At 43.8% G+C, this 22323-nt stretch carries 19 protein-coding genes and 4 pseudogenes; 9 read left to right on the top strand and 14 right to left on the bottom strand.

The genetic code is table 11. The features are described 5' to 3' along the window. The first annotated feature begins 11 nt into the window (after positions 1-11). Positions 12-2755, top strand: a pseudogene (locus ACSPHG_RS23830) (Tn3 family transposase). A 50-nt stretch (positions 2756-2805) separates the two neighbouring features. On the opposite strand, the gene ACSPHG_RS23825 reads toward ACSPHG_RS23830, so the two are convergent. Continuing rightward, positions 2806-3498: a helix-turn-helix transcriptional regulator gene (locus ACSPHG_RS23825; RefSeq protein WP_435956100.1), complete on the bottom strand. Its 693-nt coding sequence runs from the start codon at positions 3496-3498 to the stop codon at positions 2806-2808. A 58-nt stretch (positions 3499-3556) separates the two neighbouring features. Here ACSPHG_RS23825 and ACSPHG_RS23820 point away from each other — a divergent pair, with 58 nt between their 5' ends. After that, positions 3557-3919 (top strand): VOC family protein, encoded by a 363-nt coding sequence (locus ACSPHG_RS23820; RefSeq protein WP_435956099.1) that lies wholly within the window; start codon positions 3557-3559, stop codon positions 3917-3919. A gap of 388 nt (positions 3920-4307) precedes the next feature. Here ACSPHG_RS23820 and ACSPHG_RS23815 read toward each other — a convergent pair whose 3' ends face one another. Beyond that, the gene (locus tag ACSPHG_RS23815; protein WP_435956176.1) at positions 4308-4550 is read right to left on the bottom strand and encodes an SOS response-associated peptidase family protein; all 243 of its coding nucleotides are present in this window, start codon (positions 4548-4550) and stop codon (positions 4308-4310) included. 187 nt (positions 4551-4737) lie between these two features. Here ACSPHG_RS23815 and ACSPHG_RS23810 point away from each other — a divergent pair. Beyond that, positions 4738-4953: pseudogene (locus ACSPHG_RS23810) on the top strand (transposase); the annotation flags it as partial. Positions 4954-5317: 364 nt separating this feature from the next. On the opposite strand, the gene ACSPHG_RS23805 reads toward ACSPHG_RS23810, so the two are convergent. Further along, positions 5318-6178: a flavin monoamine oxidase family protein gene (locus ACSPHG_RS23805; protein WP_435956175.1), complete on the bottom strand. Its 861-nt coding sequence runs from the start codon at positions 6176-6178 to the stop codon at positions 5318-5320. Between the two features lie 45 nt (positions 6179-6223). Beyond that, on the bottom strand, positions 6224-6685 hold the full coding sequence (locus ACSPHG_RS23800; RefSeq protein WP_435956098.1) for an FAD-dependent oxidoreductase: 462 nt from the start codon (positions 6683-6685) through the stop codon (positions 6224-6226). A gap of 291 nt (positions 6686-6976) precedes the next feature. On the opposite strand from ACSPHG_RS23800, the gene ACSPHG_RS23795 reads away from it, so the two are divergent. Both ACSPHG_RS23795 and ACSPHG_RS23790 read left to right on the top strand, forming a co-directional pair. Then, complete coding sequence (locus tag ACSPHG_RS23795) at positions 6977-7849, top strand: hypothetical protein (RefSeq protein WP_435956097.1); 873 nt, start codon at positions 6977-6979, stop codon at positions 7847-7849. A gap of 792 nt (positions 7850-8641) precedes the next feature. Further along, on the top strand, positions 8642-9100 hold the full coding sequence (locus tag ACSPHG_RS23790) for a GNAT family N-acetyltransferase (RefSeq protein ID WP_435956096.1): 459 nt from the start codon (positions 8642-8644) through the stop codon (positions 9098-9100). A gap of 125 nt (positions 9101-9225) precedes the next feature. On the opposite strand, the gene ACSPHG_RS23785 is transcribed toward ACSPHG_RS23790, so the two are convergent. Beyond that, positions 9226-9666, bottom strand: coding sequence for a GNAT family N-acetyltransferase (locus ACSPHG_RS23785; protein WP_435956095.1), 441 nt, complete (start codon positions 9664-9666; stop codon positions 9226-9228). Between the two features lie 229 nt (positions 9667-9895). On the opposite strand from ACSPHG_RS23785, the gene ACSPHG_RS23780 reads away from it, so the two are divergent. Continuing rightward, positions 9896-10390, top strand: coding sequence for a GNAT family N-acetyltransferase (locus tag ACSPHG_RS23780; protein WP_435956094.1), 495 nt, complete (start codon positions 9896-9898; stop codon positions 10388-10390). A 99-nt stretch (positions 10391-10489) separates the two neighbouring features. Here ACSPHG_RS23780 and ACSPHG_RS23775 read toward each other — a convergent pair whose 3' ends face one another. The 6 genes and pseudogenes from ACSPHG_RS23775 to ACSPHG_RS23750 form a co-directional block, all read right to left on the bottom strand. Continuing rightward, complete coding sequence (locus ACSPHG_RS23775; protein ID WP_435956093.1) at positions 10490-10930, bottom strand: GNAT family N-acetyltransferase; 441 nt, start codon at positions 10928-10930, stop codon at positions 10490-10492. Between the two features lie 138 nt (positions 10931-11068). Continuing rightward, positions 11069-12219: pseudogene (locus ACSPHG_RS23770) on the bottom strand (IS3 family transposase). 90 nt (positions 12220-12309) lie between these two features. Continuing rightward, positions 12310-12648 (bottom strand): annotated as a pseudogene (locus ACSPHG_RS23765) (LysR substrate-binding domain-containing protein); the annotation flags it as partial. Between the two features lie 127 nt (positions 12649-12775). Next, positions 12776-13378, bottom strand: coding sequence for a LysE family translocator (locus ACSPHG_RS23760; protein WP_435956092.1), 603 nt, complete (start codon positions 13376-13378; stop codon positions 12776-12778). A 241-nt stretch (positions 13379-13619) separates the two neighbouring features. Further along, positions 13620-14075, bottom strand: a complete 456-nt coding sequence (locus ACSPHG_RS23755; RefSeq protein ID WP_435956091.1) for a GNAT family N-acetyltransferase — start codon at positions 14073-14075, stop codon at positions 13620-13622. Between the two features lie 127 nt (positions 14076-14202). Next, complete coding sequence (locus ACSPHG_RS23750) at positions 14203-14730, bottom strand: LuxR C-terminal-related transcriptional regulator (RefSeq protein ID WP_435956090.1); 528 nt, start codon at positions 14728-14730, stop codon at positions 14203-14205. A gap of 1271 nt (positions 14731-16001) precedes the next feature. Here ACSPHG_RS23750 and ACSPHG_RS23745 point away from each other — a divergent pair. Beyond that, positions 16002-16433, top strand: coding sequence for a bleomycin resistance protein (locus tag ACSPHG_RS23745; RefSeq protein ID WP_435956089.1), 432 nt, complete (start codon positions 16002-16004; stop codon positions 16431-16433). Between the two features lie 169 nt (positions 16434-16602). On the opposite strand, the gene ACSPHG_RS23740 is transcribed toward ACSPHG_RS23745, so the two are convergent. Further along, positions 16603-17976, bottom strand: coding sequence for a flavin monoamine oxidase family protein (locus ACSPHG_RS23740; RefSeq protein WP_435956088.1), 1374 nt, complete (start codon positions 17974-17976; stop codon positions 16603-16605). Between the two features lie 400 nt (positions 17977-18376). Between ACSPHG_RS23740 and ACSPHG_RS23735 the strand changes: the two genes are divergently transcribed. Further along, positions 18377-18835, top strand: coding sequence for a GNAT family N-acetyltransferase (locus ACSPHG_RS23735; RefSeq protein ID WP_435956087.1), 459 nt, complete (start codon positions 18377-18379; stop codon positions 18833-18835). A 125-nt stretch (positions 18836-18960) separates the two neighbouring features. Next, positions 18961-20081 (top strand): IS3 family transposase gene (locus tag ACSPHG_RS23730; RefSeq protein WP_435956086.1). Its coding sequence is split into 2 segments (ribosomal slippage): positions 18961-19219 and positions 19219-20081, totalling 1122 coding nucleotides; the frame shifts between segments, so codons are not numbered across the junction. A gap of 104 nt (positions 20082-20185) precedes the next feature. Here ACSPHG_RS23730 and ACSPHG_RS23725 read toward each other — a convergent pair. Further along, positions 20186-20626 carry a GNAT family N-acetyltransferase gene (locus ACSPHG_RS23725; protein WP_435956085.1) on the bottom strand — a complete coding sequence of 147 codons (441 nt, stop codon included), beginning with the start codon at positions 20624-20626 and terminating at the stop codon, positions 20186-20188. Between the two features lie 263 nt (positions 20627-20889). Beyond that, the gene (locus tag ACSPHG_RS23720; protein ID WP_435956084.1) at positions 20890-22323 is read right to left on the bottom strand and encodes an aminotransferase-like domain-containing protein; all 1434 of its coding nucleotides are present in this window, start codon (positions 22321-22323) and stop codon (positions 20890-20892) included.

Below are 22323 nucleotides of genomic sequence, written 5' to 3'. Positions count from 1 at the left end.
GATGGTTTACAATGCCAGTTAATTTTCTTTCCGAAGAGCAAAAAGCAGGTTACGGTAACTATCATGGCGAACTGACAAAGGAAACACTGGCTCGCTATTTTCATCTTGATGATTTTGACCGGATGAATATTTCAGAAAAACGGGGAGACCATAACCGGCTGGGCTATGCCGTATTATTATGTACAGTCCGTTACCTCGGACGTTTCCCCGATTTAACAACAATAATACCGATTGCTGTTATAGATTTTCTGGCGGAGCAACTGCATATTGAGAGTGGCAGTGAACAGGTCAGTATATATAACTCAGGAAAGCAGCGCCGACAACATATAGATGAAATCACAAAAATATATGGTTACACGGAATTTACCGACACCCGTGTGGCATTTTCACTGACCCGCTGGTTATATTCTTTATGCTGGACCGGAACGAGTCGTCCAGGTATTCTTTTTGAAAGATGTACCGGATGGCTTTTATCACATAAAATCTTGTTACCCGGATATTCGTTGCTCGAACGTTATATAGCCCGGTTACGCAGCAGGGTTGAAAACCGGCTCTGGCAGTCACTGGCGACCTGTATTGATGACTCTCAGGCACAACGGCTTCTGGAGCTGCTTTCGGTTCCAGCCGGGAGCCGCTATTCGTTACTCGATCAGTTACGTACCGGCCCCACTAAAGTGAATGCCACATCACTGGTGCAGGCCATGGGCCGCCTCCAGACAATACGTAACCTGGGAGTGACATTACCAGCAATTACACCAGTTTCGGATACCCGTATTGCGGCCCTGGCACGTTATGCCTCAACGGCCAAAACAACAGCGCTTCAGCGGTTACCAGAAAAAAGAAAACTGGCTACGCTTGTTGCATTCTCCTGCTGCATGGAGGCGACGGCTCAGGATGATGTACTTGAATTACTTGAAGCACTACTCCGGGATCTGTTCAATGAAGCGGTTCAGGCAGATAAACGAAACCGCCAGCGAACACTTAAAGATTTGGATCGTGCAGCAGAAATACTGGCAAAAGCATGCCGGATGATCCTTGACGAAAAGTTACCCGATAGCGATGTTCGTGATAATATCTTCAATATTATCCCCGAAGATGTACTGAAGCATGCAATCAATAATGTGACATCAATTATTCGTCCGGCCAATAACGTTTATTTCAATGAACTTGATGCGAAATTCAAAACGGTACGGCGATTTTTACCTGATTTACTGTCCGGAATACATTTTGAAGGTAATGCCTCAGCAGAGACATTAATTAATGCACTTAGCTGGATTGAAGTTAATTTAAAAAAGAAAAAGACAGATAACGATGCACCACGTGAAATAATCAATAAACCGTGGCAGCAACATGCGATGAGAAAAGATGGCAGCATTGATTTTCACGCCTATACGTTTTGTGCACTCAAGGAACTTCAGCTTACACTGAAAAAACGGGATATTTATGTCACCCCCAGCTGGCGTTATGCAGATCCCCGGGCAGGACTTATCGAAGGTAAGGAATGGGAAGTTCTGCGTCCAGTAATCTGTCGCTCTCTGGGATTATCATTAGTACCAGGTGCCACTCTGTCGGCAATCGCAACAGAACTGGATTCAACATATCGTGATGTGCTGGACCGACTACCGGAAAACCCGGCAGTCAGATTTGCGGAGAATGGCGATAAAACTGAGCTGATCCTGAGTCCTCTGGATGCCATTGAAGAAACACCATCATTGATCGCATTGCGGCAGCGGGTGGCCGACATGTTGCCACGTGTTGATTTGCCTGAACTGATACTGGAAATCGATGCCCGGACACATTTCACCGGTTCCTTTACCCATTCATCAGAGCAAAGCTCCCGCGTCTCGGACCTGAATATCAGCATCTGCGCCATGCTGATGGCAGAAGCCTGTAACACCGGTCCGGAGCCCTTTATACGTAATGATGTCGCGGCACTGAAGCGTGACCGTCTGACATGGACAGACAGCAATTACATCAGAGATGAAACGATTCGGGCAGCCAACGCCATTCAGGTCTCAGCACAAAGTGGCGTTCCCCTGGCGAACATCTGGGGTGGTGGTGAGGTGGCGTCAGCCGATGGTATGCGATTTGTTGTTCCTGTGCGCACGGTACATGCCGGCCCCAATCCTAAATACTTCAAAGAAGGACGTGGAGTTACATGGTACAACCTGATATCTGACCAGTATTCGGGGATAAACGACATCGTTGTTCCTGGAACCCTCAGGGATAGCCTGGTCATCCTGGCTGTCGTTCTTGAGCAACAAACGGATCAAATGCCATACCAGATAATGACCGATACGGGGGCATACAGCGATGTTATTTTCGGGCTTTTCCGCCTGCTGGGATATCGTTTTTGTCCAAGGATCGCGGACACGGGGGGAGCCAGATTCTGGCGCACCGACCCTAAAGCAGATTACGGCCCGTTTAACGCGATATCTTCGCATCGCCTTAATTTTGGAAAAAAACAGAGCCACACTGGGATGATATTTTGCGGCTGATTGCGTCCCTCAAACTTGGACGACTGAACGTCATGTCCATCATGAAAACACTGCAAACGGGCGACAGGCCAACCACGATATACATGGATGCAGCAATTCAGCAGCTCAGGCGTGAGGGTTATCCGGTTTTGGATTCAGATGTTGAGAAACTTTCACCATTACAGTGTGGGCATATCAATATGCAGGGGCGCTATTCATTTACAGTGCCGGAATCCGTCAGTAAGGGAGAGCTGAGAACTTTCAATGAAGAGATATAATTTATTGATAAATAAATTAATGACCATTTAAAATGACCGCTTAACGGCGGTTACTGTTCCGTTGCTCCCCAAACCCCGAGTAAGCGATGCTGGGAATGGGGATAACTTTCCGGCACAAGCTGAAGAAATGTTAATCGCGTTACGTCGAAATGGCGGAAGGCATTACGTTTTTCACACCATGCCGCAAGCACAATATCACCGGAGAAGTAACCTAAAGCGAAAGGCCATATCGTTCTTTCACTTACATTACCCAGCCTGTCTGTATAGCCAGCCCGGATTTTCTGTCTCCTCCTGATGGCACTTCGAAGAGAGTTCAGATTTTCAAAATTGTGATGGGCAACCTGAGTCTTTCCAACTAATTGCATCGAGTCATCAAACAGCGTCTTTAACTTTGCGGGCAGACCTTGCCGGATCTTACCCGTCACCTCAGAAGCCGCTTTTGCGATACCTGCGTCACCATATGCTGCTACCCAACGCAATCCGAGCGCCAGTGCGTCGAGCTGCTCAGGGGTAAACATCACAGGCGGCAAATGATGGCTCCGGGAGAGGATAAATCCCGTTCCGGCTTCTCCCTGAATGTCTGCCCCCTGAGCACGCAGTGCGCAAATATCACGGTAAAGCGTGCGAAGGCTGACGGAAAATTCTTGAGCAAGCCAGTTTCCGCTTACCGGATATCGATGCTGATATAAAATCTGTAGAAGATTGAGTAGGCGCTCTGCACGCTTCGGTCCTGATGCTGACATGTTCTGTCAATGCTCCCTGCGATAGTGAAGTCTCATTTTTTTTTGACGAGAGAGACTCATGATACCTAACCTGATCATTCTTTATGTTAATAACCCGATCGCCAGCAGCGGATTTTACCAAAAGCTATTTAATAAAGAACCAGACGTAATGCTTCCGACGTGGGCGGCTTTTTCCTTCAATAACGGCCTGAACCTCGGACTATGGTCAACAACGGCGAGAGACTTTGTATCCTGCGGTGAAGGTAACCGAACTGAGCTGAGTTTTATGGTTAAAGATATTAAGGAGGTTGATGCGCTATATCAGCAGTGGTTAGACAGCGGTGTGCAGATAGAACAGGAGCCCAAACAGGCTGTTTTTGGCAAGACGTTCGTTGCGTTAGATCCCGACGGGCACCGTATCCGGGTGTGTATACCGGACTAGTTAATACTCTTACCTGCCCATGTTTAAACCTGAAACGTCCGCTTCTGGCACAAAGCGGACCGTCATACCTGCTTAAAAAAAGGCTTAGCGTAGGATGTTTTCCGTTTTCCAAGAGGCCCTCGAAAAGTGCTCATAACATATAAATTTTTCCATCTATCCAGAAGTGGTACACCGTGCTTCAGTCGAACCAGCGACCGGTTGTGTTGAAGACAACAGCTCTGTCTGCTGAGCGAAGGGGAGTACAGCTTGATAACAACATCATTCATTTACGATGGAACTGCCGCTTAGGGGGACACCAGCTCAGCCAATTAGAAGCGGGTTACCCGCCCATAGCTTTATCCGATTTGCTGTCTCTTTGCCCTAAGTCGTGTGTTCAGCGAAGCCTTGGTCACACATCGGGAGAAGATATCTTTTGGATCAGCTCAACACCGTTGTTGCGAATATTGCCGAGCGGTTGGCGCACTGGGTGCCAGTCGAATTCATCCGCTGGTACCGCACCTTCTGTAAGCAATGTCACTGCCGCAGAGGCGCTCAGTTCCGGGTTTAACCATTCATTCGCGTGGGCTGCGCCGAGAACCAGCGGACGGCGATCATGAATATCCATCAACCCCTCATTACTCTGTGCGGTGATGATGACAAATCCATCGTCTCCAGGAGTGCGCTATGGCTGCAAAAAATAGCGGATAGTGGGAGTGGTGATAAATGAAATAAGTCTGTTATAGACGCAGACAAATAAGGAGAGTGTGGTGACTTGATTAGATATTAATTCAACCTATTGATATTTAACATAAATATCAATATGCGCACCAAATCTGTGATTCACCGAAGAGCAGATTGTTTTTGTCCTGAAGCAGGCTGAACTGGGTACGTCAGTGCCGGACGTCTGTCGCAAGCTGGGCATTTCGGATGCCACTTTCTATACGTGGCGTAAAAAATACGGCGGCATTTCTCCTTCGGAGCTGAAGCATATGCGGCAACTGGAAGAGGAAAATCTGCGGCTGAAGAGGCTGGTTGCCGATCTGAGCCTCGACAAGGCAAGGATCGCATGGGTGTAAATCCCCAACGCGCTAGAACTAAACCTTAATGAGTATTAAGCTTATGCGTTGGAAAGTCATGGTACAGCACTGGTATTCCTTGAGTTTAAATGCTAATTAAATGCAACAATGTATGAGGCAGTTTTTAGAACTCATGAGGTATGGAAACAAGTTTTCGTATTATGTGAGTTTGAAAGTCATTACTTACACTATCATTCTTTTTTTTGGCAGTTTTTTAACGGTATTGTAAATTTGAAAATTGAATATTTAAAAATATCATTCGATTATGATTTATGTAAAGAGGGGGAATTTGATGTTTGATAAGAAGCTCTATGCATGTGTTAAAAAACAATAGCTTCTCAAACTATTCTGTAGTGTTCAAGAATATCGCGACCTGGTCGCCGCCTGTCAGCCTCTGTGCTTCTCTTAAGCCAGAAAGATATGCACCATCTACATAGCCAAAACGTTCTGCTGAAGTCGCCTCCCCAGAAAAAAGTATTCGCCCTTCTGGCATGCTCAGCTGGTTAATCTCCTCAACGGAGCCACCAGGCGTAATATGTGTATATGCACCACGGCTCATAGGATCTTGAGCCCAATGAATTCTGTACCACACTGAGGGATGGTCAGGCATATCCTTATATACATTGGAAAGCGCAAACATAGCCTTTTCAAGTACGGCCTCATCGCTTAATCGGTTCATTTCAAGCGCCCGATGCCCGGTTACGTGTGCGACAAGTGTAGGCTTACCATTTGTTACTGAAACATCAATCCAGTAAGGAAGTAGCGGGTCGCCCTTTAATAATATACCTTTAATATCCTGTTTAGCGGATTGCCAGAATGCTTTTTCAAACACGAAAATGAGTTTTTCAAACGCCCCGAAACCCAGTTGAGAGATGGTCTTCTTTTTCTCAGGTGATAAGGGAGGTGTAAACTCTATTAACTCAGCTTTCAACACGCCAAGTGGTACGCTTAGTATGACATGTGATCCGCATTCTACTCTTCCGTTCGAGCAGGTTATCTCTGCGCCTGTAGGCGTTTGCAATACCTTACTGACCACGGTGTTTTTAACAATAGGCAAACCGGCAGCCATGATATTAAGCATGTTGCTGTATCCACCTATGACATATTCATCCTTTCCCGAGAAGCCGGAATCAATGGCATAGTTTGATACGGATATTTCGTCGGCAGAACAGGCCAGGTCAGCTTCGAATCCGGTGAGTACAATAAATTTTATCCAGTCGCTCAGCTCTTTATCCTCACAATTGTGTATCTAGGCATCGAGTAATTCTGCAACAGTATGCGAGGATGGATACTGTTTAAAATTCTTGAACAATTCGTCTTCGACTGCGTTAACCGCATCGATTATCCTGTCCCGCTTAAGTCTGTCCAAGATTGTTCCTGGACAGTCTACAAGCTGTAGGTTGGCATAAAAGTCATGTAAGCCGAATGAGCTGGTTTTTACAGAGGATGCTTTTGCGAGCTGTGACAGAGGATTACCCTGCGGCGAATGGATCCATCCAGCACCAGCTTCCGTACCTGCCAAAGAGACGGTATGCGTGCGCCCACCAATTCTTGAGCGTCCTTCCAAGATAATGACGTCTACACCATTATTTCTCAGAGCATTTGCTGCTGCAATCCCTGAATATCCCGCACCCACAACAATGACTCGTCCGACTGTATTTTCTACCGGTAACACATTCGATTGATCCGCGGGACTGAAAGTTGTAAACATTATTGGCTATCCGCTATAATGCGATCCATGTCAAACATAACTGTATGTTTATGTAAAAAGACTTATGTTCAGCTTGCAATATAAGTATAGTTTGCACGGTAAATAACCCATAGGTTTTTTTCATTTTTAATATAATGAGTAAAGCATCCTACGGAAATAGACTTTAATACACATACAGCATTCAACTTAAAGTAAAGCTGTAAAATATTCTTATAGACTGTAGCAAGCAAACAAACAGACTGGTTTTAAGTGTTCAATTTTATTACATAAAATAATTTCAACGGACGAAACATGAAAAAATTTAATATTTCTATTTTTATCACGGCGTTAATCGCGCCTTTTACAGGTTGTATTTCTGATGGATATAGTAAGACTATCACTAAAAAAATTAACTTCGAATACGGTACACCCCATACAACTTTATCAATTAATGGAAACCCTGTATATGTAATGATTGACACAGGTTCAAAGTTTGGTTTACATATTCAAGATTCAGAGATGAAAAAGATCAAAGGTCTGAAATACACACGTACGTATCGTAGCACCGACGGTGCCGGAAAATTTCAGGAAAACATTGAATACACGGTTAAATCTATGGATGTGGATGGGATCTTACTAACTGATATCTCAGTTACTCCGTTCAAGAAGTGGGGTCTTATGTTATCAGGAACAGGTGATCTACCACAAAACTCGGTAGCTGGACTTGGGCTGTTTGCAAATAAGCAAATCATGCTAGACTATAAAAATGAAATGTTAACCATTTCTGAAGGAAATATATATAACAATATTATTAATAATGGTTTTAAAGAATATGATTTTGCAATTTCTTCCGATGGTATTGTTATGGAAGCTAACCAGTCCGGCCATAAGTACCATTTAATTCTGGATACCGGTGCAACCGTTTCTATGATTTGGGATGAAAGATTGAAGTCTCGCAATTTTACTAGTTGCCTCGCAGTTCATCCTGAGATGGATAATGAAGGATGCAAGGCAACATTCTTAGAAATCTCGCAAAGAGATGGTGTTCCAACGCGTTTTGGTGCTGTTGTTGTTTCCGGGGATTTTAAACATATGGATAAGATTGATGGCCTCATCGGTAATAACTTATTAGCGGGTAAAAAAGTATTATTCGACTTCAATAACAAAAAATTGTATATAAATTGAAGTGTGTAGAAATACAATTAAATTTGTGATTAATTGTAAAATATATAATTTTAATTATCTTGGCGTCATGAGTTTTTGAATCATAAATGACCTTGGTGATTTTGTAAAATATATGGTCGCATGTGCAAATGTTTTCTTATTTTTCTCTTTTCACTACTGCACCATTATGTACCATAAGTAGATAGTAGATAGTAGATAGTAGATAGTAGAGAGTTAAGTTAAATCCAATCTTTCTGGATTCAGCAAAGTGAAGCGTAACAAATTTTTTCGCTGATTTTCAATATAATAACCTCTCATATCTTCATACACCTGTAGACTCTGGGGGGATTCAGTTTGGATATTGAGAATTATTGTACGACAAGCTTGTTTTTTAAACAGACATACCTATAACAATAGTCTATACGATGAATCACATTACCTATATGCGATATAGTAAATGCAATAACCTAAATGAGAAAGTGCGGTGAAAAGCGGATGCTTCAGATTACAGTGCTTCACAGGCTTACCGGATTAAAGCGCTTCATAAAAATATTGAGTCTGCGTGAAAATCTGTAATACCGGTGTTTATTTGCAGCCATGGGGGAATAGTTATCGCCCTCTTACGACCTTTGTGACTAGCAGCCTGACTCATCATCTATGTAAGTAAAGTCCGCTGTGTGCCAGGAGCGGAAATTTCTACTCTGCTGCTAGACCGATATTGCAAATAATAACTTTTATGATAAATATGTATGGATGTCAAAGGCGAAACAGTCATGATATTTTCAGTAGCTAAAACTGGATTGGGGATAGCGAATGTTCAAAATTTCAGAAGTCGATAAAGATGATTCTAACCTGGTGTGGTTAGTCAGCGAGCTGGATGCCTTTCAGAGCGAACTGTATCCGGCAGAAAGTAATCACTGTCTGGATCTTTCAACAGTCAGTGACGAGCAGCTCCGGTGCATCATTGTGCACGATCATGATGGTTCACCTGCCGGTTGTGGTTCTTTGCTGTTTCAGGCTGATGGCTCAGCCGAGATTAAGCGGGTTTATATTCGACCGGAATACCGGGGCAGGAAACTCGGAGAGCAGATAGTCAGTGCAATCGAGACGATTGCTTCAGAAAAGAGTTCGCGCCTATTACGGCTTGAAACAGGGATTTACCAGCAACCGGCTATATCACTGTATCGCAGATGCGGGTACGAAATGTGCGATGCATTTCCCCCATACACAGCGGATCCGTTAAGTGTTTTTATGTGTAAAGAATTTCCTTAGCCTCACATTGTTGTGGCGTCGCTGAAAGGCGCAGCAGGGATGTTATGTTGAATGTGATGGTAAAAATCAGTCATTATGAGCGAAGATTCTGCTTTTCGCTCATAGCAGAACTACGGACATTAAATTTAAATACCGCGACGTTTCTCTAATTTGATATCAGTGTCGTTAATATTGGTTTCATTGCCCCAACCCAGTTGCATGTAGAATTTCGCCGCGCGACTATTTTTATTGGTTTCCAGCCAGGCAATCTGATGATGTTTGAATAATTCCTCCTCGGCTAGCACAACAAGCCTGCGACCTAGACCTCTGCCTTCATATTCCGGAAGAACAAAAGCCGAAAAAAGAAAACCTTCATCCGGCAAAATCATTGTAAAACCGATGATTTTGTCGTTTTCGGTCGCAACCCATGCGCAATGATTTTTCTCAATCATATCGGCCACCACGCTTTCGGTAATCCCCATCTGCCGCATTTCCTCACGACTCAAATGATTCTCGCTTACCGATCTTCTCACTTCGAACATACCATCAATATCAGAAAGTTGAGCTGTTCTTACATTAATAATCATTAGTCTCACTCCATGTTTTAAACAAAAATTTGATAATGATATCCGCCATTATCTTTAGAGAACCATAGGTATTTGAGCTCTAAGGCTGCTAATTATATTCGCTCATCGTTCATAGCGGACGATTCACATCAGCATGTCTGCTTCTTGCCAGAAGCGGAGCTTCATACGAACTCTTATGCTATTTTAATTAAGTTGTGATAATAAAATCTGGTACAGCAAGGAGCCATGAGTGGAAGCATTTACAATACGGCGCATAACCGTGAGCGATCTGGACGTTTTCAGGGAATTGAGGCTGGAAGCTCTGCATCTTCATCCGGAAGCCTTTGGCGCTTCCTACGACGAATGCAGTCAGAAATCAATGCAGTTCTTCGCTGAACAGCTGCAGACAAGCCATGTTTTCGGCGGTTTTGATGTTCACAATACCTTGCAGGGCATGATTGGTGTTAGCTGCAGCTCGTTACTAAAGTTGAGTCATGTGGCGAACATCTGGGGAATGTATGTTCGTGTCGGGAAGAGAGGGGCCGGGCTTGCATCAGGATTAATGGATGCGGCGCTCGAAGCCGCTAGTTCGGCCAAAACCGTAAAACTGTCAGTTGTTACAACTAACCAGGCAGCGCATGCGCTTTATCGTTCCTTCGGGTTCAAAGTATGGGCGACAGATGCCGATGCGCTATGCGTTGATGGAGTGTTTCATGACGAATACCTGATGAGACGCGACTCATAGGCTGATTCATAATCGAGATAGGATGATTGATACGAAAAAATCCAGTCCCAACTATTCAATGTCCACAGTTCGCTCATAGCAGAACTGCGGACATTGAATTTAAATACCGCGATGTTTCTCTAATTTGATATCAGTGTCGTTAATATTGGTTTCATTGCCCCAACCCAGTTGCATGTAGAATTTCGCCGCGCGACTTTTTTTATTGGTTTCCAGCCAGGCAATCTCATGATGTTTGAATAATTCCTCCTCAGCTAGCACAACAAGCCTGCGACCTACACCTCTGCCTTCATATTCCGGAAGAACAAAAGCCGCAAAAAGACAACCTTCATCCGGCAAAATCATTGTAAAACCGATGATTTTGTCGTTTTCGGTCGCAACCCATGCGCAATGATTTTTCTCAATCATATCGGCCACCACGCTTTCGGTAATCCCCATCTGCCGCATTTCCTCACGACTCAAATGATTCTCGCTTACCGATGTTCTCACTTCGAAAATACCATCAATATCAGAAAGTTGAGCTGTTCTTACATTAATAATCATTAGTCTTACTCCATGTTTTAAACAAAAATTTGATCATGATCTCCGCCTTTATCTTTAGAGAACCATAGGTATTTGAGCTCTAAGACTGCTAATTATATCCGCTCATCGTTCATAGCGGATTGAATAGACCCGGATTTCCTAGACGGTTCCGTGCCTCCTAAACCAGGCACTTTCATAAACTGCAGGGGGTTGATCCTCACAGGCACTATGCCGACGTTTAGCATTATAAAACATCTCTACATAATCGAAGATATCAGCCTTGGCTTCTTCTCTATTTTTATAGATCCGTTTCTTTATGCGCTCTCGTTTCAGCAACTGGAAAAAGCTTTCTGCCACTGCATTATCATGGCAATTACCACGACGACTCATGCTGCTTTTTAAATTGTGCGCTGTCATAAAGTGCTGACATCTTTCGCTCGTATATTGAGAACCCTGATCCGAATGGATTAGTACTTCTGCCGCTGGTTTGCGTCGCCACACCGCCATCAACAAGGCGTCCATCACCAACTCTGCTGTCATTCGTCCACCCATACTCCAGCCGATAATCCGGCGCGAGAAAAGATCGACAACAACAGCCAGATACAACCAACCCTCATGCGTTCTTATATAGGTCATGTCACTCACCCAATGAGTATTTGGGGTAGGGACAGTGAACTGGCGTTCAAGGTAATTAGGGCTGGCAACTGAAGGCTTTCCGCCGCCGTAATAGCGTCGCTTCCTGTATCCGGTTTGAGAAGCCAACTCTGCAAGCCTCATCAGGCGCGCTATCCTGTTACGCCCGGCTCGTTCACCCAGGTCTTTCATATCGAGCCAGATTTTTCGATAACCATAAACCGTACCACTTTCAAGCCACAGTTGCTTAATGAGACCTGTTTGGCGCTTATCTTGCCTGGCACGCAAAGATTGAGGCCGCTTTAGCCACTGGTAATAACCGCTGTAATGGAGGCCAAGAACCAGGCACAACCGGCGTACAGCATAAAAGGACGACATTTTTTTAATAAAGGCGTACTTCAGCCTGACGTTCTTGCAAAGTACGCGGCGGCCTTTTTTAAAATATCTCGCTCTTCAGTCACCCGTTTAAGCTCTTGCCTGAGGCGCTTTACTTCGTGCTGAAGTGCATCGTCCTGCTTTCGCTGTGGTTCAGGTTTTTGGTAACGCTTAATCCACGCGTACAGGCTGTTGGTAGAAACACCGAGTCGTGCCGCAACCTCAGAAACAGGGTATCCCTACTCGTTAATCTGTTTTACGGCTTCAATTTTGAATTCTTCAGTGAAATTTTTGGCTGACATAAACACTCCTTCATTGAGCCTCCATTATGAGGCAAAAAAGTGTCTACGAAACTCGGGGCTATTCATTTGTTGTGGCTGCTCAATACGGTCTTACGTTACCAAGGGGAGATGACTCAACTCCTGATGTATAAAATCAATAAGTGCTCTTGTTTTCGCGGGCAAGTAGCGCCGATTGGAATAAAGTGCAAACAAGTGCAATGGGGCTGCCGACTGCTCAAGCTCAATCTCGATGAGTCGCCCATCGTTGATATAGGGTTGGCAGGCTTGTTTCGAGAGAATGGCAAAACCGACACCTGCGACCGCCGCTCGCCCTGCCATTTCTCCGCTGTTTACCCGATAATGCCCTTTAACTGCAATTGTCTCAAACCTACCTTTTGCACTGACGAACGGCTTCTGATAATTCAGCGCGGAGCAGGTCAGCTCCTCTCTGACTACTCGAGGCTGCTTGCCGAGCTGGCGGAGTTCGCCGAGCGGCTCTGCGGTTATTTGCCCGTGGCGACATACACTTATTAAAGTGAATGCAAGGTTGCCTCATTTACATTTTACTAATAATGATTTAGAAAATGATGCTATAGAGTGAAAACATAATGAGCAGCGCCCCTCCTCCAATGTTTACATATTTCTTAAGCCTTAATGGATTGGCATTTTTAGTAGTAAAAACGAGCGTGTAACTTAAAGTGATAAGCCAGATGCTCATAACTGCTATGTGAAACGATGCTAAGGTCAAGTAATTACTTAATCCCCCATGTTTTCCTGCAAATTGCGAAACAACAGTAAGATAGAAAACAATGGCTTTGGGATTTAGAACGTTAGCGAACCACGCTTCTCTCACCGTAATTGAAGATTGCCGACTAGTAGGTTTATGGTGCTTAGCATTCAAACCGCTTAGTATTAGCATGCCACCTAACCAAAGAAGATAAACGGTCCCCACAATTTTCAAGATACTATAAATCCCGGGCGATGAGACAATAGCTGCAGTTATACCGAGTCCAATAAGGATCGCATGGGTGTAAATCCCCAAAGCTGTTCCGGCGAGGGTTCTGAAAAGACCATTTGGTCCCCCTGCCAGAGCGCTGCTCATGACAAGTGTGAAACTTGCACCTGGAGATAGCGCAACGGGCAAAAGCGCAGGTATAAAGCCGAGAAGATTAGTGTCCATGCACTCTGCCTAGTAATTTAGTATCCTGCCTCTTATCGCTCTTCCTGACAGGATTGAAACCGACTTAAGTAGTTATTGTAAAATGTATGACGGAATAAAAGGTGAAAATTTGCTAAAAAAAATAATCCGAGATGATGTTAGTCTTAAAGTTAGAGGCGGTAATATCTGGATCTTAGTGAAAAAACTAAATATTTTACCGGCATTTTAGAAGTATCCATCATAAGGTTCAATGAGTTATAAGCTACTGTTGACGGTTTTCATTTGAAAGCTCCATATGTATCAACGGAAAAGGTCTTCCTTGTCCATCAACTTCGGAGCGAGATTTTGCAAAAAAACCCATTTTTTGGTAAAAAACTACCGCTTGCAAATTTTGTTCATTAACGTCAACCCGGTCTACCTTTAATGATGTTATAGCGAATTTAATCAGTAACTTGCCGATCCCTTGACCGCGATTTCTTTCGTCAATGAAAAGCATTTCTATGTGATTTTCATTAACTGCTATGAAACCTGAGATTACCCCATGTAGATCACGTGCGATGTAAACATCGAGGTTTGGGAGGTATGAATTTAGTATCAATGGCCTTAGTTCAGCAATATCACTTTCTTCTAAAAAAAAGTGTGTGCATCTGACGGAGGATTCCCATATATCGATAAGTCTCGAAAAAGAGGATGAATCCGTTTTTTCTATGTAATACATAATTACCTCATCAAAAAAACATCATAAATGAACATTGGCTTATTCTAAATGTTATAACTTAACCTTAGTCAGATCAAGTTATAATTAATTTAAAAGAATTCATTTTAAGATTTAAGAAGTTGCTAATTTATAGCATTGTCAGATGGCTAATTTGTTTTAATGAAAGTTTTTTTGTTAAGTAATGCTTATAGGTATAGGCAGTTTTCGTATCAATTTTAAATTTTTGAGCAATCATATTTATGCTTTGCCCCTGATAAAAACATTCTAAAATAAGAGCCTGCCTCATTGTGAAGGTTACGCTTTTTAACAAGGGTTCTGTACTTAAGTTCTCCTTACTTAGCAAGCGCCGTACAATTTCACTAAGGGGGCAACAGTTTTCAATGACGCCAACCACGTTACGAAAAAACTGTGAGTATAACTGTGCCAAAGGTAAAAGCTCATTGCTGGATACTAATATTATATCCTTCTCTGAAAACTTTACTAAAACATCAACGAACTTGCTGGGCAATAACTGACCGAGAAAAGCCAATTCAAATTGAATAAATATGTATTTATCCGTTAAATCACTATCCCCCAGACCTTCCTTTAAAGACTTCACCCCCAAATCGAATAGTCCTCCTTCTGCACCTGGGTAAGAAAATCTATATTCCGTCATAGAGCCATCCAATATTTATCGTCCTGAGTGGTCCGGATAATATATCGATTACTCACCGTGGTAAATTTGTTCTAAACGATTGATTTATATCATATGATAGTTTTTATCTATTGGTTATAAATATTTTGATCGCTCCGACCTATTCTAATTAAGTGGATTGTTCTAATAATAAATTATTTTTCATAACAATTGACTATTTATGTTAACGGTTATCACTATAAAACAGTATAAAAAACCCATAAACCAATTTCATGAACCAAAAACTTCATTTATAAAAGTATAAAAATCTCCTTAGACTTTTATTTCTTTTTGTACCAAAATAAAATCCAGGTTGTAAAACAAAGGTAGTACTTATAATGCTAGAACTAAACCTTAATGAGTATTTAGCTTATGCGTTGGAAAGTCATGGTACAGCACTGGTATTCCTTGAGTTTAAATGCTAATTAAATGCAACAATGTATGAGGCAGTTTTTAGAATTCATGAGGTATGGAAATACTTTTTCGTATTATGTGAGTTTGAAAGTCATTACTTACACTATTATTCCGTTTTTTTGGCAGTTTTTTAACGGTATTGTAATATTTAAAAATATCATTCGATTATGAGTTATGTAAAGAGGGCGAATTTGATGTTTGATAAAAAAACTCTATGCGTGTGTCAAAAAACAATATATAGTATTTATATTGTTTTTGATTATCATCCCTTTCATATCAAATGCTGAAGGACTAACATGTACTCTAGCCGATAAAAAAACCGGTGCACAATTTAATTCAGACGTTTACCTTTTAAAGAGGGAGGTATTTTCTAAATATATTAACGATGATAAAACTAATACTACTTATAGTTCATTTTTAATGAAGTTAAAAAAATAAAAAAATTCTTTTCCCAAGGTTTTTCTCACAATTCATCCTGTATCGAATATCGTGATAAGCTTATCAAAGCTGATGCAAGTCTCACCGATGCAAGACAAATGGTAAAAGTTTATCGAGACCTTCTTATATATAAAGGAGAAGTTCTCGAACTTTATATTCAATCCCAAGCTGAACTCTATACTGCGAGGCAAGAAATTGCCATATTGAAAGCTAAAAATGAGCTACTAGAAAGAAAGGAAAATTATAATATGAAATTTAAGAGTTAGAAAAATATTGACTAAATATATATCATAGTTATATTGAGACGTAATCTCTACGAAAGGTTATATATATTTATCTCACAAGGTGCCTTTTAGGTAGTTGATTTTTAAATTTTCAACAATTAACTTATAACGGTAAAAATGACAAAAGAAAATATTATTTACTGGAATCGTATGGTTCCTGAGCTGACCGTTTATGATTTTTCCGCATCGATTCGGTTTTATGTTGAAATGCTTGGGTTTGAAATCATGATTAGACGTAATGACCCGGAGTTTGCATATATCTCTTTGGGAGAAGCGCAGTTGATGCTCGAACAGTATCATCCTGAAGGTTGGATTACGGGGGATCTTATCAACCCTCTTGGTCGGGGAGTAAACTTTCAAATAGAAGTTGATGACATTACAACTTTATATTCTAGTTTGAAGGCCAATAATGTACTGATGTTTCGCACTATGCGTGATAACGAATATAACATAGGGAATACACTTTCTTGTCAAAGAGAGTTTCTTGTTCAAGATCCAGATGGTTATCTACTGCGTTTCTGTCAGTACATCGAAGAAAAAAACGTATGAACAAAACCCTTTTATGATAAAAAGTCACCTGTTTTATAACCATCTGGTTATTCTTTCTACTTTTTTGATTAAGCTAACTTCATCAAAATGAATGTGATTTAAACGGGCTTATTTACATTTTTTAGTTAGTCAATTCAATATTTAACTTTCAATAAGCCCGCTTCTCAAACTATTCTGTAGTGTTCAAGAATATTGCTACCGGGTCGCCGCCTGTCAGCCTCTGTGCTTCTCTTAAGCCAGAAAGATATGCACCATCTACATATCCAAAACGTTCTGCTGAAGTCGCCTCCCCAGAAAAAAGTATTCGCCCTTCTGGCATGCTCAGCTGGTTAATCTCCTCAACGGAGCCACCAGGCGTAATATGTGTATATGCACCACGGCTCATAGGATCTTGAGCCCAATGAGTTCTGTACCACTCTGAGGGATGGTCAGGCATATCCTTATATACATTGGAAAGCGCAAACATAGCCTTCTCAAGTACGGCCTCATCGCTTAATCGGTTCATTTCAAGCGCCCGATGCCCGGTTACGTGTGCGACAAGTGTAGGCTTACCATTTGTTACTGAAACATCAATCCAGTAAGGAAGTAGCGGATCGCCCTTTAATAATATACCTTTAATATCCTGTTTAGCGGATTGCCAGAATGCTTTTTCAAACACGAAAATGAGTTTTTCAAACCCCCCGAAACCTAGTTGAGAGATAGCCTTCTTTTTCTCAGGTGATAAGGGAGGTGTAAACTCTATTAACTCAGCTTTCAACACGCCAAGTGGTACGCTTAGTATGACATGTGATCCGCATTCTACTCTTCCGTTCGAGCAGGTTATCTCTACGCCTGTAGGCGTTTGCAATACCTTACTGACCACGGTGTTTTTAACAATAGTCAAACCAGCTGCCATGATATTAAGCATGTTGCTGTATCCACCTATGACATATTCATCCTTTCCCGAGAAGCCGGAATCAATGGCATAGTTTGATACGGATATTTCGTCGGCAGAACAGGCCAGGTCAGCTTCGAATCCGGTGAGTACAATAAATTTTATCCAGTCGCTCAGCTCTTTATCTTCACAATTGTGTATCTCGGCATCGAGTAATTCTGCAACAGTATGCGAGGATGGATACTGTTTAAAATTCTTGAACAACTCATCTTCGACTGCGTTAACCGCATCGATTATCCTGTCCCGCTTAAGTCTGTCCAAGATTGTTCCTGGACAGTCTACAAGCTGTAGGTTGGCATAAATGTCATGTAAGCCGAATGAGCTGGTTTTTACAGAGGATGCTTTTGCGAGCTGTGACAGAGGATTACCCTGCGGCGAATGGATCCAGCCAGCACCAGCTTCCGTTTTTGTACCTGCCAAAGAGACGGTATGCGTGCGCCCCCCAATTCTTGAGCGTCCTTCCAAGATAATGACGTCTACACCATTATTACTCAGAGCATTTGCTGCTGCAATCCCTGAATATCCCGCCCCCACAACAATGACTCGTCCGACTGTATTTTCTACCGGTAACACATTCGATTGATCCGAGGGACTGAAAGTTGTAAACATTATTGACTCTCCACTATAATGCGATCCATGTCAAACTAATCTGTATGTTTATGTAAAAAAACTTATGTTCAACTTACAATATAAGTATAGTTTGCACTGTCAATAATCCATAGATTTTTTTTCATTTTTAATATAATAAGTAAAGCATCCTACGGAAATAGACTTTAATACACATACAAAATTCAATTTTAAATAAAGCTGTAATTCTTACGACCTTTGTGACTAGCAGCCTGACTCATCATCTATGTAAGTAAAGTCCGCTGTGTGCCAGGAGCGGAAATTTCTACTCTGCTGCTAGACCGATATTGCAAATAATAACTTTTATGATAAATATGTATGGATGTCAAAGGCGAAACAGTCATGATATTTTCAGTAGCTAAAACTGGATTGGGGATAGCGAATGTTCAAAATTTCAGAAGTCGATAAAGATGATTCTAACCTGGTGTGGTTAGTCAGCGAGCTGGATGCCTTTCAGAGCGAACTGTATCCGGCAGAAAGTAATCACTGTCTGGATCTTTCAACAGTCAGTGACGAGCAGCTCCGGTGCATCATTGTGCACGATCATGATGGTTCACCTGCCGGTTGTGGTTCTTTGCTGTTTCAGGCTGATGGCTCAGCCGAGATTAAGCGGGTTTATATTCGACCGGAATACCGGGGCAGGAAACTCGGAGAGCAGATAGTCAATGCAATCGAGACGATTGCTTCAGAAAAAAGTTCGCGCCTATTACGGCTTGAAACAGGGATTTACCAGCAACCGGCTATATCACTGTATCGCAGATGCGGGTACGAAATGTGCGATGCATTTCCCCCATACACAGCGGATCCGTTAAGTGTTTTTATGTGTAAAGAATTTCCTTAGCCTCACATTGTTGTGGCGTCGCTGAAAGGCGCAGCAGGGATGTTATGTTGAATGTGACCTGCTCCCCGTTGATTAATACACCGCGATGTTAGTAATGTCTTCATAAGCCACATGAGGACACCCCCATGAAGAAGCGTTTTTCCGACGAACAGATCATCAGTATTCTCCGCGAGGCTGAAGCCGGGGTTTCTGCCCGTGAGCTCTGCCGCAAGCACGCCATTTCCGACGCCACCTTTTATACCTGGCGCAAGAAGTATGGCGGCATGGAAGTACCCGAGGTTAAGCGCCTGAAGTTGCTTGAGAAAGAGAACGCCAGACTCAAGAAGCTGCTTGCCGAAGCCATGCTGGATAAGGAGGCACTTCAGGTGGCACTGGGGCGAAAGTACTGACGACAGACCAGAAGCGGGAAGCCGTTGAGTTTATGTGTGATGCGACCGGTCTGTCGCAACGTCGTGCCTGCAGGCTTACAGGTTTGTCCCTGTCGACCTGCCGCTATGAGGCTCAGCGTCCGGCGGCTGATGCGCATTTATCAGGGCGCATCACTGAGCTGGCACTGGAGCGCAGGCGTTTTGGCTACCGCCGCATCTGGCAGTTACTGCGCCGTGAAGGCCTTCATGTTAATCATAAGCGCGTGTACCGCCTTTATCATCTGAGCGGGCTGGGCGTAAAACGCAGGCGACGTCGTAAAGGGCTGGCAACAGAACGTCTGCCTCTGCTCCGCCCGGCGGCGCCCAACCTGACCTGGTCGATGGATTTTGTCATGGACGCACTGGCCACCGGTCGCAGGATCAAGTGCCTGACCTGTGTGGACGACTTCACGAAGGAGTGTCTGACAATTACCATCGCATTCGGCATTTCAGGCGTTCAGGTCACGCGAATTCTGGACAGCATTGCACTGTTCCGGGGCTATCCGGCGACGATAAGAACTGACCAGGGGCCGGAGTTCACTTGCCGCGCACTGGATCAATGGGCTTTTGAGCATGGTGTTGAGTTGCGCTTAATCCAGCCGGGCAAGCCAACGCAGAACGGATTTATTGAGAGCTTTAACGGACGATTTCGCGATGAATGTCTGAATGAGCACTGGTTCAGCGATATCGTTCATGCAAGGAAAATCATTAATAACTGGCGGCAGGATTATAACGAGTGTCGTCCACATTCAGCACTGAATTATCAGACGCCATCAGAGTTTGCAGCACGGTGGCGGAATGGAAAATGTGAAGATAAACAAACCGACATTACTAACTAACGGTTGTATCTAATACTGGGGGCAGGTCAAATGTGATGGTAAAAATCAGTCATTATGAGCGAAGATTCTGCTTTTCGCTCATAGCAGAACTACGGACATTAAATTTAAATACCGCGACGTTTCTCTAATTTGATATCAGTGTCGTTAATATTGGTTTCATTGCCCCAACCCAGTTGCATGTAGAATTTCGCCGCGCGACTATTTTTATTGGTTTCCAGCCAGGCAATCTCATGATGTTTGAATAATTCCTCCTCAGCTAGCACAACAAGCCTGCGACCTACACCTCTGCCTTCATATTCCGGAAGAACAAAAGCCGCAAAAAGACAACTTTCATCCGGCAAAATCATTGTAAAACCGATGATTTTGTCGTTTTCGGTCGCAACCCATGCGCAATGATTTTTCTCAATCATATCGGCCACCACGCTTTCGGTAATCCCCATCTGCCGCATTTCCTCACGACTCAAATGATTCTCTTTTACCGATGTTCTCACTTCGAACATACCATCAATATCAGAAAGTTGAGCTGTTCTTACATTAATAATCATTAGTCTTACTCCATGTTCTAAACAAAAATTTGATAATGATTTCCGCCTTTATCTTTAGAGAACCATAGGTATTTGAGCTCTAAGGCTGCTAATTATATCCGCTCATCGTTCATAGCGGATGATTCACATCAGCATGTCTGCTTTGTGCCAAAAGCGGACGTGAATAATATCATACTGAATTAATCTCATGAAAGCAGACAAGCCCACTTTTGTCCTCTTGGGGTAGTAGAGGGATTAGTGTGAACTTAGGCATGTATTAGTCATTAGCACTGACCAACCAGTTCATGACAAAGCGCACCGATCTGTTCCACTGCATTGAGCAAAATGGGTGAGGGTTCATTCGCACAATTTAACCGCAGGAAGTTCTGAAATTCCTCCCCTGGGGAAAAAAGGAGGCCAGGACTGACACCAATGCCCAGCGCCAGCGCGCTACGATATACCCCCAGTGCATTCAGCGGATGCGGAAGTTCTATCCACAACAAGAAACCTGCTGTCGGTACGGCAACACGAGTGCCCGGAGGGAAACTTGCCTTGACCCGAGCGATAACAGCTTGTACCCCCTCCGTGACCCGGAGCTTCAGGCGCCGCAGATGACGCTCGTAGTCTCCACTTGCCAGTATATCGCTCGCGGCTGCTTCAATCAGCGGTGCGCCTGCCCAATCCCCGGCCATGCGAGCCTGCAAAACCTGCGTGTGGTAGCGTCCTGCCGCAATCCAACCGATTCTCCAGCCCGGGGCAAGGGTTTTGGATAATGAACTGCAGTAAATCACACTCCCACTCTGGTCGAAGGCCTTGCAGGCCGGAGGACGCTGCCCCTCACCGGCCAGGTCACCATACACATCGTCCTCAATTAAAGGGATGCCTGCACGTTCAATAAGAGCAACAAGTTCCTGCTTACGAGTGACGGGCATACTGGCACCGAGTGGGTTTTGCACCGTGGGCGAAGCTAGCACGGTTGCGGGACGGTGCCGCTGAATAGCTTCACCCAGAGGTGCCAGTAACAAGCCTTCAGCGGGATCCGTGGGGATTTGCAATGCCTTGAGGCCTAAGTCCTCCAGCAGGAGGAGCGTACCGAAGTAGGCGGGTTGCTCAATTGCCACTACATCACCTGGCTGACATACAGCCCGAAGAGCCAGACGCAGTGCCTGCGTCGCGCCAGCCGTAATTACGAGATCATCCGGACCAAAACGGGCACCCCACTGTGCAGCGCGTACGGCTATATTTCTGCGCAGGTCTGCCCTTCCCGGCGGCAGGCTGTAGTTTTGCCCGTGTGCGTCCAGGCGACGACTTGCTGTCTGCAGCGCCCGCTGTAGCGTAGCTGTTGGCAGCCATATAGGATCGGGCAGCGCTGCGCCAAGCGGCACCAGACGGGCTTCTGCGCTACTGAATAGTGAACGGGCTACTGCTGACATTGTCACGGGGACTGGGCCAGGTAAATGATGGGAAGACTGCATGTTCTGAGGTGTGTTTATCTGGCAAACGAAGTAGCCCGAACGCGGACGCGCAACAATCAGGCCTTCGGCCTCAAGACAACGGAGTGCTTCCAGTGCCGTTGGGAGGCTAACTTGCTCACGTTCGGCCAGTTTACGCGCGGAGATCATCCTGTCGCCGACTCGCAATACACCTGATGCAAGGGTAAAGCGCAGTATTTCAGCTATCCGGCGGTAATGTGGGGACAACAGACGTGGAACGGACAT

Origin of the sequence: Dryocola baronae, from assembly GCF_051297175.1 — a bacterium.
Classification (GTDB): domain Bacteria; phylum Pseudomonadota; class Gammaproteobacteria; order Enterobacterales; family Enterobacteriaceae; genus Dryocola.
Note: the sequence above shows the minus strand (reverse complement) of the source record. Positions and strands in the feature narration are given on the sequence as shown.

Coding starts and splice junctions, on each gene's coding strand:
- ACSPHG_RS23755 (WP_435956091.1), bottom strand. CDS start 14,075: ATGTATTACATAGAAAAAACGGATTCATCCTCTTTTTCGAGACTTATC.
- ACSPHG_RS23750 (WP_435956090.1), bottom strand. CDS start 14,730: ATGACGGAATATAGATTTTCTTACCCAGGTGCAGAAGGAGGACTATTC.
- ACSPHG_RS23740 (WP_435956088.1), bottom strand. CDS start 17,976: ATGTTTACAACTTTCAGTCCCTCGGATCAATCGAATGTGTTACCGGTA.
- ACSPHG_RS23735 (WP_435956087.1), top strand. CDS start 18,377: ATGTTCAAAATTTCAGAAGTCGATAAAGATGATTCTAACCTGGTGTGG.
- ACSPHG_RS23785 (WP_435956095.1), bottom strand. CDS start 9,666: ATGATTATTAATGTAAGAACAGCTCAACTTTCTGATATTGATGGTATG.
- ACSPHG_RS23720 (WP_435956084.1), bottom strand. CDS start 22,323: ATGTCCGTTCCACGTCTGTTGTCCCCACATTACCGCCGGATAGCTGAA.
- ACSPHG_RS23795 (WP_435956097.1), top strand. CDS start 6,977: ATGAAAAAATTTAATATTTCTATTTTTATCACGGCGTTAATCGCGCCT.
- ACSPHG_RS23825 (WP_435956100.1), bottom strand. CDS start 3,498: ATGTCAGCATCAGGACCGAAGCGTGCAGAGCGCCTACTCAATCTTCTA.
- ACSPHG_RS23790 (WP_435956096.1), top strand. CDS start 8,642: ATGTTCAAAATTTCAGAAGTCGATAAAGATGATTCTAACCTGGTGTGG.
- ACSPHG_RS23725 (WP_435956085.1), bottom strand. CDS start 20,626: ATGATTATTAATGTAAGAACAGCTCAACTTTCTGATATTGATGGTATG.
- ACSPHG_RS23820 (WP_435956099.1), top strand. CDS start 3,557: ATGATACCTAACCTGATCATTCTTTATGTTAATAACCCGATCGCCAGC.
- ACSPHG_RS23800 (WP_435956098.1), bottom strand. CDS start 6,685: ATGTTTACAACTTTCAGTCCCGCGGATCAATCGAATGTGTTACCGGTA.
- ACSPHG_RS23745 (WP_435956089.1), top strand. CDS start 16,002: ATGACAAAAGAAAATATTATTTACTGGAATCGTATGGTTCCTGAGCTG.
- ACSPHG_RS23775 (WP_435956093.1), bottom strand. CDS start 10,930: ATGATTATTAATGTAAGAACAGCTCAACTTTCTGATATTGATGGTATT.
- ACSPHG_RS23760 (WP_435956092.1), bottom strand. CDS start 13,378: ATGGACACTAATCTTCTCGGCTTTATACCTGCGCTTTTGCCCGTTGCG.